This window comes from Bacillus sp. FSL K6-0268, from assembly GCF_038005425.1.
Classification (GTDB): Bacteria; Bacillota; Bacilli; order Bacillales; family Bacillaceae_G; genus Bacillus_A; species Bacillus_A thuringiensis_S.
Genome location: NZ_JBBOTF010000004.1, coordinates 1 through 17,045, shown reverse-complemented (window position 1 = coordinate 17,045; position 17,045 = coordinate 1). Strand labels below are relative to the sequence as shown.

Genomic DNA, 17,045 nt, shown 5'->3' with positions numbered 1-17,045 from the left:
TAATCATTTTTTATTGTAACCAGTTGTTATCTACCTTATTAATCCAGTATTGCATAGCCCCACCTTCCCTATATTCTTGAACTATACTTGTACTTTCAAGGTATTGAGTTTGAGAAGCTGTAATTCCTTTAAGTATTCTGCTCCCTTCAGGTACCGTGATTTTATATTGTATATTGAGCGGATTCCCCCAAGCCTCTAATACGGCTAACTCATTTCTAGTTTCTTCAATATTTCTTTCTTTATCTCCCCACCAATAACCAAGACCACGTTTAGATTCTGGTTCACCAGCCTTGCTTCTTCTATATAATGTAAGTACCTGATCAATCTCTATAATTTCTATTTTTAATTCCTTAAATGCTAATACGTCTGCATTTGTTCCTTTAAAATCGAAATTAGAAAATCCTGAAGAACGTATGACCTCGCTTTTTAAACTTGCTCGTTCCATTATACTCAGATTTAAATTATCTAATTTATCTAGGACCTGATTCATTTCTTGAACTGGCCAATCATTCAAATCATTATTTCTAATATAGCTGATTTTTTCTCCTAGATTAGTATTATCGTTAAAAACGCTAATCATTTTCTCAATATTACTTAAATGGCTGTTGTTTTCCTGTGCATATGTAACGGATACAGGAAGATAAACCATGAATAAAATCAACATAGTCATACTAAAAAAATATTTTCTCATACTTAATTCTGTTCCCCTTATATGAATCTATTTTTAACTATTTCAATTTTAAAGCGTTTCACTTTTTGCACCAGAACCTGTTAGCTTAATAGCGATGTGGTGGAACCAAAAATTAATAAAACATATTTCATTATTACTTCACTGCTTTGGCTACAAGTGCTGCGTAAGCTTCTGCACCTACTTTGGTTAAATGCACACCGTCAGGTGCAAAGTAGTCTTTCTTTCCAGCACTTGCTGCATACCAATCAACTAGAGTTATATTCGGGTATTCAGATGCCGTAGCTTTCAGTCTCTCATTCACGATTGATTCCCATGGACGTGGTACTCTCGTATTAATAAATATGATTTTACGTTCGTTTCCAATTACTTTTATTAATGAGACAAGTTGCTCAGTAGTAAAGGCTCCATTTGTACCTAATCCAATAATGACATAGTTTCCTAAATTCCCTTCATATTTTAACTGTTCAACTACCGGAATCGCTTTTGACAGCTGGCGACCAATTTGCGCATCAACCCTAATATCAGGAAAAGTATTTTTTAAATACGGAGTAATATCAATCATAACGGAATCGCCTATCGCAGTAACTGTCAGTGAATTTTTAGGTTGCGCAGAATTTACTTCTCTTGATTCCCCTTGTTTTTGAGACGTCACTTGATTTGGATTTTCCCAAACTGCAACTGGATGTGGCGCCGGTTGTGTTTGTGCTGTTTCCACCTTATCTTGTTGAGAATTCTCCTTAGCCTTACTAGCTTTTGATAACCCTACGACGGCTATTGACGAAACGAATAATGTACAAATTAAAGCTAACTTAACACCTAAAGTGACATTTTGAATTCTTAAATTCTTAAACTGAATGTTCTGGAGCGCTCCTTGTCGGATTGGTTTTTCAATAAACTTCCATGAAATTTGCGCAATCAATATAATCAAAAGAAATTGAAGGATTGCTCTTATTAATGAAAAATCCTCAGCGTTTACCTTTGGAGTCGTCAATGTAAGAATTGGATAATGCCAGAGGTATATGCCATACGATCTTATCCCTATCCAGCGTAAAGGTCTAAATCGTAAAAATTGAGCAATACGACTAGCTGGATGAGCTAGATTTGCCACTAACAATGCTGTTGCAATTGATAAAAGAACCATTCCTCCCTTGTATAGAAATGGATCATATTGATTGGTCTTCCAAAACATAATCAAAATAATAATAAGGGCAATGCCCCCCACTACATCAAGAATGAAACGCGCCTTTGGGATAATTTTATTTGCTAGCCTATTGCTTGGCCAAACTAAGGCAAGTACCGCTCCGATAAGTAAGGAAAAGGCCCTCGTATCTGTACCATAATATATTCTGCTCGGATCAGCTCCAGGTTCATACAAAATTGCCATCGCTAAAGCGGAAGCAACGGCTCCCAGACAAATTAATAAAATCATACGGGATTGTTTTTTTATGTAGTAAAGCCCTAAACTAATGATAAACGGCCAAACAACGTAGAATTGTTCCTCAACTGCTAACGACCAAAAATGATTCAATGGTGAAAGCTGGTTAAAATTATCAAAGTACGATAATTTATGATAAATATACCACCAGTTACTAACATAAAATAATGCCGCTAATGAATCTCCGCGCATTTTTTCAAGTAAAGAGCTATGAAAAATCGTAATCCATGCCAACGTTATAACGAGCATAACAAGCATTCCCGGAAGTAATCTCCTTGCCCTACTAAGCCAGAATTTTTTTAAATCAATTCTCTTATTTCTCTTCCACTCTATCGCTAGAATATCTGTAATCAAATAACCTGAAAGTACAAAAAATACAGTAACTCCTAAAAAACCTCCAGGCATCCAATTAAAATTAATATGATACAAAATAACACCTAGTATAGCTAGGCCCCTTAGACTGTCCAACCCAACCATATAACGACTACTTTTTTTAAAAGGTTTAGTCATCCTACATTCACCTCTATTTCTTGGAAATTAGGTTAATAATAATGGCACAAAATGATATTAATCCCCTAAAATTGTATAAGCTAAACTATTACAAATAGCATTTCGTAAGAATTTTTTTTAATTGCATGCACAGTAATTATTCAGACTCCCTTAAACGTTAACCATATTTTGCAAATGAGTTTATGTTTTTTTACACTTTGCAGCAAAACCTAAAATCCTACACTTGAAAAAATTGTAGCCCACTATGGTTATTTCGTAGGCATCTTTTTATAAAGATGCCTGGTATTCCATAACTGAAGAAGAATTTATACGTATTTTATCGTATTCGAATATATATGACAATCAAAAATGGTCAAAGAAAAAACACTCTTACGAGTGTTTCCCCTTGACTTGATAACCACTTCAATTTTAATAACATATGATTTTGTAGATGTACATACGGACTTAGCCCATCCTATATCCATTCTATCATAGATGTTTCGTGTTTTTGTTGAGAAAATGATAAGAGGAATGTTTTCATTACACACAGTATCTAGCCATTTAAATAGAATATATTTCTCAATACACTGGCAAAGGTTAAAAAAATGATTTGCCATATATATAAGTACTGTTGGGATGATTTTAAACCAATAAACGATAGGCCAAAAGCTCATACAAGTTAGATACCTTTATATTGGTACAATCCCAACAAGACAAAAAAGAAGAATGGAGGAATAGTTATGAAAACTATTTGTGTTTTTCATGAATCCTTGCCATAGTCAAACCATTTGGTTTCCATACTCTATGAGAAAATCTAAACCATCATGTGACAGTCAACTAGAATTTTTGATTTTTGAAATGGAGGAATTGGATGAAACGTATAAGTAAAATTATACTCATGTTGTTGTGTTGTACGATGTTAGGTTCCATACATGTTGTACAGGCAAGTTCTATACAAGTTTCTAGTAAACCAATCGTATCTAGGCCGGTTAGTAGTGTAGCGCAAGGTATGCTTGGGAGTTCATTGGTACCACCACCTAATCCAAGCCCATATGGTTTCCATGTAAATTCATCAAAAATCAAAAGACAATATATGTCCCAAAAAACTTTCCATAAACCATATCCATATACTTCAAATTTGTTCCCTACACCATTTCAAATCGACCGATCGATTCAACCACCTAATGAAAAAATAAACTTTGCAACGCTCACTACTACATTATCCGCTCAGCAAACATATACGATGGCACAATTACAAGCGCTTAGCTATGGAAACCTTGTACAAGTACTTTCAACCATACGTTGGAGTGACATTACGGATTTATTTCAATTTAATACAGACTCACTCGCATTCTATCAGGATAAAAGTCGTGTTCAATTCTTAATTCAAGCATTAGAAAAAAGAGGAGCGACGTATACCGCAACCAATTCAAATGGGATAGAAACGTTAGTGGAAGTATTGCGTTCAGGATTCTATTTAGGCTATTACTATAAAGAGCTTGCCTATCTCAATGAGCGAACGTTTCATGATACATGCTTACCTGCTTTACAAGCAATCGCAAGCAACCCTGCTTTTCGACTTGGAACAATGGAACAAGATCGAGTCGTGGCGGCTTATGGGAATTTAATTGGAAATGCCTCGAGTAATCCAGAAATTGTATCGTTAGCGGTTCCCATTTTAAATCAATTTAATCAAAATTTACAAATGTACGCGAAAGAATATTCAAAAGGAACAGCGGTATACAGTCTCTTAAGTGGCATTGACTATGATCTTCAAACGTATTTGTACCAAACTGGTACATCACCTAACCAATCGCCTTGGTATGGGGAAATAAACGCTTTTATCGATGAAATTGGAAAGATAGCATTATATGGTCAAGTCAATGCCGATACAGCATGGATGATTAATAATGGGATTTATTACACAAGTAGAGTCGGTGTCTTTCATACTACGCAACAAAAGGGGTTACAAATGATTACGAATGCATTACAAGTTTATCCCTATTTAAGTGAAGCATATCTAATTGCCGCTCAACAAATTGACGAAAGATATAATGGAAAAGATTATAAAGGAAATCTGATTTCGTACAAACAAATCCAAGAAGCAGGGAAGAAAAAATATATACCGAAAGCTTACACATTTGATAACGGATCTATGATCATTCGAACGGGCCAACAAGTAACGGCGGAGAAAGCCCAAAGACTGTATTGGGCGTCTAAAGAAGTCCAATCCCAATTTTATCGTGTAGTGGGGTCGGATACGCCATTAGAGCAAGGACATCGCGATGATATTTTGACTATGGTGATTTATAATAATCCAGAAGAATATCGGTTGAATCGTTTATTATATGGGTATGATACGAATAATGGTGGGATGTATATTGAACAAGATGGAACCTTCTTTACGTATGAGCGAACGCCACAGGATAGTATCTATAGTTTAGAAGAGTTATTTCGTCATGAGTATACCCACTATCTTCAAGGACGTTATCTCGTTCCAGGGTTATTTGGTGAAGGGAAGCTCTATGAAAATGAGCGTTTAACTTGGTTCGAAGAAGGTGGTGCAGAATTTTTTGCTGGCTCTACCCGTACCCATCAAGTTGTACCCAGAAAAACAATCGTTCAACAGTTAGCGGTGAATCCTGTGAACCGATACACTTTACAGCAGACGTTATACGCCACATATGGAAGTTGGGAGTTCTATAATTATGCATTTGCCTTGCAGTCCTATCTGTATGAGAATCGATGGGATTTATTTTCTCAATTGCACCATATTATAAAAAATAATCAAGTGATACAATATGATCGATATCGTGAAACAGTAAGTAAAAATGTGACACTCAATACAGCGTATCAAAACTATATGCAGATATTAATTGATCATCAAAATGAATATACCACTCCAGCTGTTTCCGATGAATATTTACAACAACCCACAGCAAAGTCTTTGACGGAAGTGCAAAAGGAAATCACCCAAATCATACCACTTCAAAACACCAATATGACAGAGCAAACATCTGACTTCTTTCATACGTTTACCTTACGAGGTACGTACACAGGAAAGAAAACAGCAGGTGTTGAGTCCGATTGGAGAAATCTAAATACTGTATTAGATACCATACTGCAACAGTTATCTACGAAATCTTGGAATGGCTACAAAACAGTGACCGCCTATTTTACAAACTACCGAGTCAATACCAATAAGCAAATAGAATGTGAGATTGTTTTTCAAGGTATTGCAAATAATATAGTAGAATCCAAAGAACCAAATGAATCCATTCAAGATGCAACGTCACTACCTTTTCGAACAAATTTTATAGGTCACTTTGATGCAAATAATTCCTTAGATATTTATCAATTAGATGTGCAATCACCAACCAAATTGGCTATTGAGGTAATCAATCAAAATCAGATTCAAATGAATTGGATCCTATACTATGAAAAAAACTTAAAAAATCCAGTAGCGTATGCCAAGTTTCAAGGACAACGATTATTTGAAACATATACGGCACAACCAGGAAAATATTATTTGTATGTATATAGTTATGATAATCAATCAGGTGCAGGTGGGTATCAGGGGCTTGTTACAATAGAATAGAAAAAGTTTGAATCGTTATTCTTGTACAGTATGGAGTGTATATCCATACTGTTTTTTAGTTTTCTCCTCTTTTTTATGAATTTATTTCTCAACTTCAAAGGATTGCATCTTTTTTACTCGTTTTATATGATTCACATAGAGTTTTGCTGTGGAAACCTTGGAATTATCCCATTATTCGTTCACTTACCTGTTTTGCAGAAAGTAAAATAGGTAAGATAATAAACTATATGTACTACATTCTATTCTGAATTGTTACATAATGAAAAATATAGGAGGGTTCTTATGAGTAAAAGAAAAAAATGGTGTAGTAGTTTATTCATCTTGTTAGCCATAAATTCTATACCAGGTATGTCTGCACAAGCTGATGAGAGGCATGTACAACATACCTATAGCACACAAGATGAATATCTATATATGGGAACGACCTTTTTACAGTTACAAGACATGTTTCAACAAAATGGAAACGTATATTATCGATTAGCACCACCAGGTGCAATGGATGCCCCAGCCCCAGTTGCATTACCGCCTCATATTGGAGAGAAGTATCTGATACGCCCAGATTCTTTGCAAGGATGGGTAATTCAAACCTATATGAAGCAAAAGGAAGTTTTGCCAGGAAGATGGGTACAAGAAAGAAAATTAGATTTTTATAATCAATTTAGACAGTATCAAGGAACTGCGTATCACCAATATACAGTTCCCCTATAAGATGACAAATAAAGCCGTTTATTTATCCAGTCCATATAAGAAATAGCTGTATGATTTTGTTCGATATATTACAATAAAAAGTCCCTAATAGTTTTTATACCTAAAATACAATCAAAAAATAACTCGGCACAAAAGTTCCGAGTTATTTTTTGATATCTAATGGTGGAATTGAACATTTATGTATGAAGAAAAATTATTGGAATTAGAAATGCTAAAACAACAGTAAGAGAAAAGGAATGTACCATTGTTTATTTTCTCTTTTTTATAGACCATAAAGCTTTTTTGCAGATACGGTACATACACTGTGTTCTCCTTTTGTCTCCCATTAAAAGAAGAAACGTTAAAAAGGAAACATTCGTTGTTTTGTGCATCACACTTGCGTTCATATTTGCACAAAGATTTTGATATTATGTAATAATTTCCATTTGAATGTAGGGAAGTGTACATAGCCACTCCTTGAGAACACCCTATATAGATTGAATCCTTATAGTGTATTCTCTTTCTTTTGATATTGTGTCTTCAAACAAAACAACAAAAAGAGTATAGGAATATAGATATAAATTAAGTAAAATGTAAAACGTGAAGTTTGTGTAATAAATGTATTAATACTATGCCGATCTTGGAGCAAACAGGCGATGATAATATTCAAACCCAACAAGATTAGTAACGTATATCTTTGACGAATCCCCGCTATTTCTCGCATACCCCGTGTACAAGCCCACAGGGGTAAAATGATACTTGTCACCATCTGCCAAGCGTATGTTGATACCATAAGGGTTTCAAACCTTTGTAGGAAAGGAAATGTAATCACTTGAGAAAGTGACAGTTGGGACCAAATGAGATGCGAAAGTTGTTGTTCATTAAAACATGCCAATGCAGAAACAAAAGTTAAGACATATAACAGATTCGAAAACAGCAAACCATATTGTGCGAATTTATGAGATTCTTTAGGAGTGTGAAGAAAAGGAAAAATCATAAGAATGATTTCGGAACCAGCCATCGTATAAACGGATTTGTGCATCGCATCCGCAATATCCAAATAAGAATGATTCAAAATAGGTGTAAAATCCTCCCAATGCCCATATAATCCTAAACAGTACACACAGAGAGCGGCATAAAATATGGATACAAATATAGAGGCAATACAGATTGCAGTCATTACCCGAAATCCTGATGAAATAATGTAATATACTAAAATAGACAAAATAATCGCAAGTATAAGAGTAGAAGCAGTAGGAAACATCCATACTTGTACGATTTCAATATAAGTTCGTAAGATAGAGGCACTTACAATAAAGAAATAAACGAGAAATAGGAAATTCAAACACGTTCCGATAAATCCGCCAAACATATACGTTTGAAGTTTTAAAATGCTTCCTTTAACCCAAGAGAGCATACGATACATCATCCACATTAAAATATGTAAAAAAAAACCTGCCAGTACGACTCCAATCCAGCCATCATATCCTGCTTTTTTTGCGATAATTCTAGAATACCCCAGTACACCAGCTCCAAATTGCGCACTATGTATCAAAAAGAAGACATAAATTGGAGATACTTGATATGCCTGATTAATCTTCATTGTTTTTAACTCCCGCTATATGGTATGTGATACAAATGAAACAATATCCAAATAAAAAAATAAACGACAAATGCTTTCCTGATAGATGTGTTATATAGAGGCGGCGCTATTTGGGCAATGTCGATCCAGATCGTGTAATCTGGGGTTGTACGTGAATACGAATTTGACAAGTAGAGAAATATTGTTTGCCATTCTCCCAATCATCCTCTATCTCTTTCCATTTTTTGAAGTGTTGTCGTTGATACTTGTCTCCAATTCCCATAACATCTAATTTATATTGCTTTTGTAGACGCTTCGTCGTAGTTTGTAGTTGTTTTTTCATGCTTTTTGCCAATACCTGATTGAGCTGTTCCATTGAAAAGCGGTGAGCTAGGGATGGATGAAGCTCTGCAATCTTTCCATCTACTGTTACATATATATCGACCTTAGGGTACCTGGGATTTGTAATATTGAGTTCCGTACGCTGGTGTACACGGTGAAATTCATAGGTGATGCGTTGTTTGTTCATAGGGACAGTAACAATTCCCCTTACTTTTGGGTCAGCTATATATTGTAAAGCCGCTGTATCCGTTTCATTTAACATGGAAACTAAACGATTATCCTTGCCCCTAAATAGGGCAGAACCACTTAATTCTACTCCTTGTTTTGTTCGAAATACAACCGGAAGGAAGAAGCTTTTCTTTGCAATGATTTTACTGTGAATATCGCCAATTCGCTTTTTCTCCACCATTTGTGCGTTTTTTTTCGTATGTTCCGATAACATCCAAACGTACTTAGCAGGTAAATATTCAGGGCCTGCGTTTTGTGCTAAAATTGGTTCTGCACGCCCCTTTGATACAAATAACCGAATGTTTCTTCGCATCGCCTCATCACGTGTATATACATCTAAAATATTTTGAAGCATATAGGGTGTTCGTAATACCTTTTCAGAAAAGATAATCACTTGTATATGTGGAAAAAATAAAGGACGACTAATTCTTTTGGCAATCATGCGGAAATGTGCAAAAATACTTTCACCTGTAGAACTTAAATTTATGAAATTTTTTTGTGTAGCTGTTCCACGCTCTGAGCTATTAAGTGTGTTGGGTAATACCATTTGATAGGTTCCTTTAATGGCTGACTGCGGTACTTGATCATAGGCAGCACCAACAACAAATCCTAATTCTTCGATTTCTCTTCGTTCCGCACAAGCACACAATAGACAAAAAAGAGACCCGATAAAAATGAGTTTCAGAATAGCGTTCATATCTACTCCTTATGTTAAGAATTGGTATGTATAGTAGCGTGTGTTGTTTGAATCGAAATTATGTAAAAAAGCAAAAATAAGACTAACATCAAGCAAAGTTCATGCAATAAAAATGGGGTGATTCTATTGTTTATCTATAAGATCTCGCCATACCATTTTGGGAAAATTGTACGTTTAGACACGATTTGAACAAAAATAACCAATTCTTTATACGTTAAGAAGACGAAACATTAGCGCTTTTGAGAAAGAGAACAAAAATAAGGAAAAATATATAAAATAAGAAAATTTTAGTCTTACATTTCATTATGAAACATATATATAATAATATGGGAGGTTCCTGTTCCTCCCGTTGCACCTGTGTGTGTGAAAAGTAGGGCTACTATTTATACGTATATAAATATGGCTCTACTTTTATAAGTTTTGTACATAATATCCAGTTTTTAACGGAGGGTAAAAAAAACGGACACTCAGATTCTTTTCTAACAACAAAGAAGGAAGGGGTTAATACATTTACATACCCGAAGAAAAAAACGACATATACAACGCGAGGAGGCGTATAAAGGACAGTGAAAATTTCAGGGAATAATTTGAAATTTCACGTACCATAATGTTTTAAAAAATAAAAACCAATAAAAAACTCACAAGGGTTGCTTCTTTCCCCTTTTCTCCGCTACAATGGACATATACATTCTTTGCCCATCGCCCCGAAAAAGGGGAATAACAACAGACATATAGAAGAAAGGTGACTCACGCTATGAATCAACCTTTAGTCAATTTACGAGTCGATTTTGCTTTTAAGCAATTATTTGGTGTACAAGGACAAGAGGAATTACTGATTTCTTTCTTAAATGCAATCTTGCAGGAGTCATTATCTACACCGATTGTATCCTTAAAAATTGAAGACCCACACCTCCATAAAGAATATGAAGAAGATAAATTATCCATACTAGATATATTAGCGACACTTCAAGATGAGACAAAAGTCAATATTGAAATTCAGTTACGAAATACACAAGAAATTGTGAAACGTTCCTTATATTATTGGAGTAAATTATATACATCTCAATTAGAACAAGGGATGCCTTATCGCTCTTTGCGAAAAACGATTGCCATCAATCTATTAGACTTTCAGCTCTTTCCTCATTATGATGATATGCATACCGTCGGACAATTTTGGAGCAGGCAACATAAGGAAGTGTTACTTGAGGACCTAGAAATACATTTCATTGAGATTCCAAAGTTATTAAGACAATGGAGAGAAGAAAAAATTAATCCGTGGGAAAATGAATTTGCTCGTTGGTTACTTTTACTACCAGCGCATGAAGATGAACATTTGACCCACACGCTGGAGGATATCGCCATGAAGCAAGATCCGATGTTACAAAAGGCCATTCACAAATGGGAAAATATGAGCCAGAGTAGTTCGTTCCGTCTGGCATATGAAGCAAGGGAAAAAGTATTATTTGATGAACAAGCAAAATTAGCACATGCTCGTGAGGTTGGTATAGAAGAAGGAATGGAAAAAGGAAAAGAAGTTGGCATTCAAGAAGGGAAAATCCAACTGATTCAGGGTATGCATAAAAATGGCATGGATATCGAAGATATTGCGAAGTTTACAAATATGGAACTGTCGGATATACGCCATATTTTGGGACAATAACAGGTAGGCATCTCATGTAGGGGTGTCTACCTGTTATTGTCTGATTATTCAGGTTATTTAAAGCGTATTTCTCTCCTACTAAACAATTGATTGTACTGTTCCTGTATACTTTGGAGTTGTAGGCTTAATCCTTTTGCGAGGGATGTCACCTTGGGGTCTTGTTGTAAGATGAGCAACAATTGGGATACTTCTATCATCATTTGATGGATCTCATCTACTTCTTCTATCTGCCAATCCCCAAAAATTTGTTGAAGGATAGACTCGATGAGGCTCATCTTTTGATCGATTTCTTGTAATACCTGCGTAGAATCACTAGGCCATGATTTGTCCACTCTCATCCATCCCCTGTCTTCAGCATTTACGCTTAACATACTCATATTTCTATGTCATTTTGACGGAGTAGGAGAAACAGACATCTGTCCATTTCCCCTACGGAGGTTTGAAAAACGTCAACTATCTATTTTCAAATGGGATCCTTCGATTGAAAAGGATTATATATCTTACTAGTCCTATAGACTTAGTGATATACAGTATGAGCATTCCTAATTTCCAGTAAAATATCCGCAATTCGTTTGCCATTTTTCAAAATCATGCGGTCTTTTGTATATCCATCTATACATTGTCCTAATTCTTGATTTAACATCACTTCTATTTCACCGCTGTCTTGTATGTTACTTGTTAGCAAAGTAGGTTGCTTACTTAAAGAGCAATACAATTGTAATGTTTCAGCCAAAAATGTTACTAATGGTCTCAACAAGACATCATATGGCGGAAGCATATCGGCAACGATTTGTTCATTTAAAACAAAATGAACGCGATTCTCTTGTACATCAAATCGATATAAGAAAATCATAAACACGAGCCCCCCTTTATATATCCTGTGTGGAAATTATAGGAGCGGAATAAGAGTCATATACAGTTGTATCATTCCCTCATTCCCATAACCGAATAAAAGAATGGTATATACTCATTATATATCGTGGGAAGGCACTGTTCAATTTGTTATTTTATTTTGTAGTGACAGGGTATCTGCTCTAGTCCGTAGGTCTTTTCCTAATAATAGTAAAAAAGGGTATTCTTGAAGGTTATGCTCTCTCTCAATTATACTATTTATTACATAAACGTAATGAGATGAGGGGAAATATGGATTTCTCTTCTATTCATGATTTTTAAAGTAAGTATATCTCATTTTCACTAGATAAGTAATATTGTTATACTAAATGTTTTGGTTCGCTAACCTTCTTGCGTGAAAATTATCTTTCTAATCTTAGTGTGATTACACCATCTAATTCTGAAGTACCAGGTACTGCTACCGGCGTACTACCTGAAATCCGATTTGAAGAAATAAGGTTCCCCCAGATGTCACTATACGTATTTACCACTCCAGTAGTATAGAATCTTTTAGCTTCAAAACCAATGAACCCCCTTTGTCCTGGTTTTAAATTAAAACTATACGTACTAGAGTTGGTTAAAGCCTCAGCCCAATGGTATCCTCCATTTAGTTTTACAAATTTTATATCTAATCCGCCTCCAGCATCCCAGGTCTCTGTTTGTGTAATGGCATATGTCTTCGCTATAGAGCAACCATTTCCATTAGCCGGACAGTTCATTGTTGCACTCGCTCTTTGAGAGGGCATATAAAAATTATACTCTCTCTCTGGCTTATATTCTTTTCTATTCGCCATTGCTGCAATAGAGCCTGTATTGTTATTTTGTAGTGCTGCTAATTTTTGTTTATTATTAGATTCCCTCTTTTCTTGTTCATATTGCATAATAGGAACTTTTTCAGCCTTACCGTTTGAAATTTTTATGACTTCAGCTATATACGTATTCGCTTCTGTTAATTCCTTTTTACTATTTTTAGGACCTACATCGGTAGAAGCATTTGCAACTCCAGGTAATACACTTCCTGCAAGACAAGATGCAATAAATAAATTACGAACTGTTTTTTTCATATTAATGATTCCCCTTAATTTTAGTGGCGCCTAAAATTAAGAATAGACTGTTTTTTTTAAAATATATAGTCTGTTTTCCCCGAAATATTTTTGTTATACTTACTTATACACATCAAAAATCATCTTAAAATAATATAATCATCGATATGTTAAGTCTCCCGATACTTGGATTTTTCGGAGAAATGCCATTTAATATATGCTTCTATAACCATATAAGGGTCACCATACATGCCCATCAAAACAAAATGAGCTTTCGTGCATATTAACGAAAAAAACTTAAAATATTTTGTGTCCTTAAAAATGAATATAGCAAATAAACCTAGATAAGTAGCATTTTTAAAAATTATGCTACTTTCTTTTGTTTTTCAAATCCATTATATTGCATAAGCAACACCCATAATGTCAAAGACTGTTTTTGTCTGTTATGTTCGAAATTGTAAGGCATATAAGAATGAGATACAGGAACAATCCAATGAGAAGTATGTATTTTATATAAGTTGGATCATGAAAATCACTAAAAAGAATGATACCGACAATTGTAATCAACATAATAGATAATAAAATGACTGGATGCAAATAGAGTGGGTTGTTGGTTATATATATGAGGTAACAAGAAAAGGAAATAAGGAATAGTAAGAAAGCAATGAAATTAGATTTATACATAAGAGGATTCCTTTCTTAAAAAGTGTATACAAAACATTGACGAATGGTAGCGAATCCGCATTGGTTTCGCATGAAGGATGACGAATCAAACATTTGTTTAAAAATATGGATACGTATAGAATCCCACTATAGTTACTATATAAATATTTCACTATCAAGGGGATCCCCTTGATAGTATCGTGGCTTCGCTACATTTTGCAACCTCATCAGCACCGAAGTCGATGGGGGGAGACAACATAAAAAATCCTTTTATTTGTTATTGCTTTTCATTCAATTGCTCAATGAGTGGCTTTTGATATAAAAATAAACACCACAAGTAGGGGCCTGTGGTGTTTAGGAGAAAGTTATAAAAAGCTAGTATAAATGTTAGCATCTTTTATTTTACTAGAAATTATATATATTGGTATTGAGAAAGTTACTCTCTAAATTCGAGATAACAAACAATACATGCAACGATTATCCCCATGATGAGATAACCTAATAGAATATCTATGCCAAGTACAAACAGGATGTTTCTTCCCATCTATCGGTTATTTTGCTAGTTGAGCTTCATATTTTTGAACCAGTCGATAAAACGTAGTTTTTGGTACATTCGCTTTCTCCATTGCTTCCACTGCTGTAATGGCCCCAGTTTTCCAAATATCATATGCAGTGATAAATGCAGGTGTAATTTCCGCTTTGGGTCTACCTAGGTGTTTTCCTTGTTTTTTTGCTAAATCAATCCCTTCTCTTTGACGTGTTTTGATTTTGGTACGCTCTTCTTCTGCCAACCAAGAAAGAATTTGAAGTACAAGATCGGTAATCAGATTTCCCAAATTATCTTTATATTTGGTTGTATCTAACAAAGGCATGTCTGTAATGATAATATGTGCTTTTATACCTTTTGTGATATCTTTCCATTCATTTAAAATTGCTTCTTTATTTCTGCCAAAACGATCAAGTGATTGTACATATAAAATATCCCCTTCCCGTAACATCAGTTTGACAAGTTGATAATTTTGACGATTAAAATCTTTTCCAGATTGTTTATCCATAAAAATATCTCTTTCATCAATTCCAATTTTTCGCATCGCTTCGATTTGTCTACCTTCATTTTGCTCTTTACTACTCACTCTTATATATCCGAATTTTCTGTTATTCAATATACGTGAACCCCTTCAATTTTGTTTACATAATGATAGTATAACAGAGAAATAGACCGAAAGGTGTCATTTTTATAGAAACGTTCCTAAATTAAGAATTTGATGTTTAGGAACAAATTTTTCGTATATTTTCCATAGTATCAAAAGGTGTACCTTTATGAACTGTTAATCTAAAATATTTATCAACTTATGAATCTAGTTTATATATTTGATTTGTTATATATTTAGTGCGTAGCTAAAGTTTTAGTTTACGGAAAGATAATATATTTGGAGAGGGGAATTGTATGAAGGATAATACGTTTAGTTTTTTTATGATGACATTAGTCGGAATTATCGGATTTTTATTTGTACCCGTTGTACATGCTGAAACAGAGAAATCATTTCAACCAAATGATTTCTCTACGTATGGATTGGGTTTAAAAGATACGAAGATAAACGAAGCTATACCCGATTATACACCACCTATTTCTTATCTCACAAAACAAGAAGCAACCAAACACAAACAACAGGGAATTCAAAATCCAAATATTCTTCCCAATCGCATCGATTTACGAGAATATTTTCCGGAAGTACGAAGTCAAGGGAAGTTTGGTACATGTGTCCCATTTGCTACAACTGCTTTAAGAGAATACTATATTGCAAAAGATGCAGGAGCACGTGGAACAAACATTACGTATTTATCGCCCTCTTATATTTATTATCCAAGTGGGCCAAAGGACGGTATGTATTTCGAGTCAGCCTTTCAAATTTTAAAACAAGAAGGAGTACCTCCAGAAACAGAACGCTTGTATGATTTAAATCCAGAAAATACAAACCAATTTAAAGAACCTCTTACAGCCTTACAGCAAAAAAATGCAGTTCCTTATAAAATTAGTTCCTATCAAGCTATACGTCAAGCAAATATGATTGCTGATATTAAGCAAGCAGTAGCCAATCAAGACCCTGTTTTAGTGGGAATACATGTATATCCCAACTTTGATGCAACTCCTACCTCTGGAATTGTACCACCTGTTACAGAAAAGAAATCGAGAGGGGGACATGCTCTTGTGATCGTGGGGTATGATGAGACAAACCAATGGTTCATTGTAAGAAATAGTTGGGGGACAAAATTTGGCGATCAAGGATATGCATATATGCATTATCAGACATTATTTGATATGTCAAATAGTGTGGCGTATGTGATTAAGCCTATACACAAGAAATATCCGCCATTTGGGGTACAAATGCAAACTACGGATATAAGTCCTTCTGAAATTAAATTCAACATTTCAGCAAAAAATGCGACTGCATACGATTTGTATAAAAACAATCAAAAAATCCAGACTTTTTCAACATCTACTATTACAGATTTAAATATCGTACCTGAGCAATCTTATATGTATCATGTGGTAGCGAAAAACGCGATGGGAGAAACTCGCAGCTATCCTTTATCTATTTCGATTCCACCTATCATATTGATTCAACAGGCTAGTTAATATCTTTAAAATAAGAAGAATCTAGTGGGAGCAACGTACTAAAAAAATGGATGTACTTGTAAAGAGAAGGAAAATATATCTATTTGAATATACACGTGGATAAAGATGTGGTTAGTACAATGCACGAGTGTAATGAAATGATGACTTCTACCATGTCTATGATAAAATCTACGAAAGAGAAATGCTGTTAAGCACACGATCTTCTATATGATTTGTAGGTGTCATCTAGGAAGTTTTTTTAGAAGACGGTCCTTTTTCGACCCTCTTTTCACCATACATGACCAACAGGTGAAAGATGAGCACAACAGAAACGTTTCTGTATTCGGTAGTTTGTACATAGAGGATATGTTAATATTAATCTAATAGGTTTTAATTTTCTGAACTTTACCTATTTTGTGACC

At 34.7% G+C, this 17,045-nt stretch carries 12 protein-coding genes; 4 read left to right on the top strand and 8 right to left on the bottom strand.

What is annotated here, in order from left to right; translation table 11 throughout:
- Positions 1–10 precede the first annotated feature (10 nt).
- Entirely contained in the window at positions 11–691 is a 681-nt protein-coding gene (locus MHI28_RS34240; protein WP_098487796.1) for an autotransporter, read from the bottom strand.
- Positions 692–824: 133 nt separating this feature from the next.
- Positions 825–2,636, bottom strand: a complete 1,812-nt coding sequence (locus MHI28_RS34235) for an acyltransferase family protein (protein ID WP_340828992.1) — start codon at positions 2,634–2,636, stop codon at positions 825–827.
- Between the two features lie 850 nt (positions 2,637–3,486).
- On the opposite strand from MHI28_RS34235, the gene MHI28_RS34230 reads away from it, so the two are divergent.
- Both MHI28_RS34230 and MHI28_RS34225 read left to right on the top strand, forming a co-directional pair.
- Entirely contained in the window at positions 3,487–6,213 is a 2,727-nt protein-coding gene (locus MHI28_RS34230) for a collagenase (protein ID WP_340828989.1), read from the top strand.
- Positions 6,214–6,495: 282 nt separating this feature from the next.
- On the top strand, positions 6,496–6,921 hold the full coding sequence (locus tag MHI28_RS34225; protein WP_078185951.1) for a hypothetical protein: 426 nt from the start codon (positions 6,496–6,498) through the stop codon (positions 6,919–6,921).
- Positions 6,922–7,405: 484 nt separating this feature from the next.
- Here the strand turns inward: MHI28_RS34225 and MHI28_RS34220 are convergent, their stop codons facing one another.
- On the bottom strand, positions 7,406–8,503 hold the full coding sequence (locus tag MHI28_RS34220) for a GerAB/ArcD/ProY family transporter (protein ID WP_197235306.1): 1,098 nt from the start codon (positions 8,501–8,503) through the stop codon (positions 7,406–7,408).
- A gap of 106 nt (positions 8,504–8,609) precedes the next feature.
- Positions 8,610–9,749 carry a Ger(x)C family spore germination protein gene (locus MHI28_RS34215; RefSeq protein WP_340828982.1) on the bottom strand — a complete coding sequence of 380 codons (1,140 nt, stop codon included), beginning with the start codon at positions 9,747–9,749 and terminating at the stop codon, positions 8,610–8,612.
- Between the two features lie 754 nt (positions 9,750–10,503).
- Between MHI28_RS34215 and MHI28_RS34210 the strand changes: the two genes are divergently transcribed.
- Positions 10,504–11,409 (top strand): Rpn family recombination-promoting nuclease/putative transposase, encoded by a 906-nt coding sequence (locus MHI28_RS34210; protein WP_127064314.1) that lies wholly within the window; start codon positions 10,504–10,506, stop codon positions 11,407–11,409.
- 53 nt (positions 11,410–11,462) lie between these two features.
- Here the strand turns inward: MHI28_RS34210 and MHI28_RS34205 are convergent, their stop codons facing one another.
- The 4 genes from MHI28_RS34205 to MHI28_RS34190 all read right to left on the bottom strand — a co-directional run bounded on the left by MHI28_RS34205 (position 11,463) and on the right by MHI28_RS34190 (position 15,169).
- The gene (locus tag MHI28_RS34205) at positions 11,463–11,747 is read right to left on the bottom strand and encodes a hypothetical protein (RefSeq protein WP_340829125.1); all 285 of its coding nucleotides are present in this window, start codon (positions 11,745–11,747) and stop codon (positions 11,463–11,465) included.
- A 179-nt stretch (positions 11,748–11,926) separates the two neighbouring features.
- Positions 11,927–12,262: a hypothetical protein gene (locus MHI28_RS34200; protein ID WP_164727830.1), complete on the bottom strand. Its 336-nt coding sequence runs from the start codon at positions 12,260–12,262 to the stop codon at positions 11,927–11,929.
- A 400-nt stretch (positions 12,263–12,662) separates the two neighbouring features.
- Positions 12,663–13,364, bottom strand: coding sequence for a DUF6060 domain-containing protein (locus MHI28_RS34195; protein ID WP_078185947.1), 702 nt, complete (start codon positions 13,362–13,364; stop codon positions 12,663–12,665).
- Between the two features lie 1,193 nt (positions 13,365–14,557).
- Positions 14,558–15,169 (bottom strand): recombinase family protein, encoded by a 612-nt coding sequence (locus MHI28_RS34190; RefSeq protein ID WP_069356927.1) that lies wholly within the window; start codon positions 15,167–15,169, stop codon positions 14,558–14,560.
- A gap of 284 nt (positions 15,170–15,453) precedes the next feature.
- On the opposite strand from MHI28_RS34190, the gene MHI28_RS34185 reads away from it, so the two are divergent.
- Complete coding sequence (locus tag MHI28_RS34185) at positions 15,454–16,644, top strand: C1 family peptidase (protein ID WP_197263022.1); 1,191 nt, start codon at positions 15,454–15,456, stop codon at positions 16,642–16,644.
- Positions 16,645–17,045 lie beyond the last annotated feature (401 nt).

What these genes read in the sequence shown, in the direction of transcription:
- MHI28_RS34225 (WP_078185951.1), top strand. Translation starts at nt 6,496, where the DNA reads ATGAGTAAAAGAAAAAAATGGTGTAGTAGTTTATTCATCTTGTTAGCC.
- MHI28_RS34185 (WP_197263022.1), top strand. Translation starts at nt 15,454, where the DNA reads ATGAAGGATAATACGTTTAGTTTTTTTATGATGACATTAGTCGGAATT.
- MHI28_RS34215 (WP_340828982.1), bottom strand. Translation starts at nt 9,749, where the DNA reads ATGAACGCTATTCTGAAACTCATTTTTATCGGGTCTCTTTTTTGTCTA.
- MHI28_RS34210 (WP_127064314.1), top strand. Translation starts at nt 10,504, where the DNA reads ATGAATCAACCTTTAGTCAATTTACGAGTCGATTTTGCTTTTAAGCAA.
- MHI28_RS34220 (WP_197235306.1), bottom strand. Translation starts at nt 8,503, where the DNA reads ATGAAGATTAATCAGGCATATCAAGTATCTCCAATTTATGTCTTCTTT.
- MHI28_RS34195 (WP_078185947.1), bottom strand. Translation starts at nt 13,364, where the DNA reads ATGAAAAAAACAGTTCGTAATTTATTTATTGCATCTTGTCTTGCAGGA.
- MHI28_RS34230 (WP_340828989.1), top strand. Translation starts at nt 3,487, where the DNA reads ATGAAACGTATAAGTAAAATTATACTCATGTTGTTGTGTTGTACGATG.
- MHI28_RS34205 (WP_340829125.1), bottom strand. Translation starts at nt 11,747, where the DNA reads ATGAGAGTGGACAAATCATGGCCTAGTGATTCTACGCAGGTATTACAA.
- MHI28_RS34235 (WP_340828992.1), bottom strand. Translation starts at nt 2,636, where the DNA reads ATGACTAAACCTTTTAAAAAAAGTAGTCGTTATATGGTTGGGTTGGAC.
- MHI28_RS34240 (WP_098487796.1), bottom strand. Translation starts at nt 691, where the DNA reads ATGAGAAAATATTTTTTTAGTATGACTATGTTGATTTTATTCATGGTT.
- MHI28_RS34200 (WP_164727830.1), bottom strand. Translation starts at nt 12,262, where the DNA reads ATGATTTTCTTATATCGATTTGATGTACAAGAGAATCGCGTTCATTTT.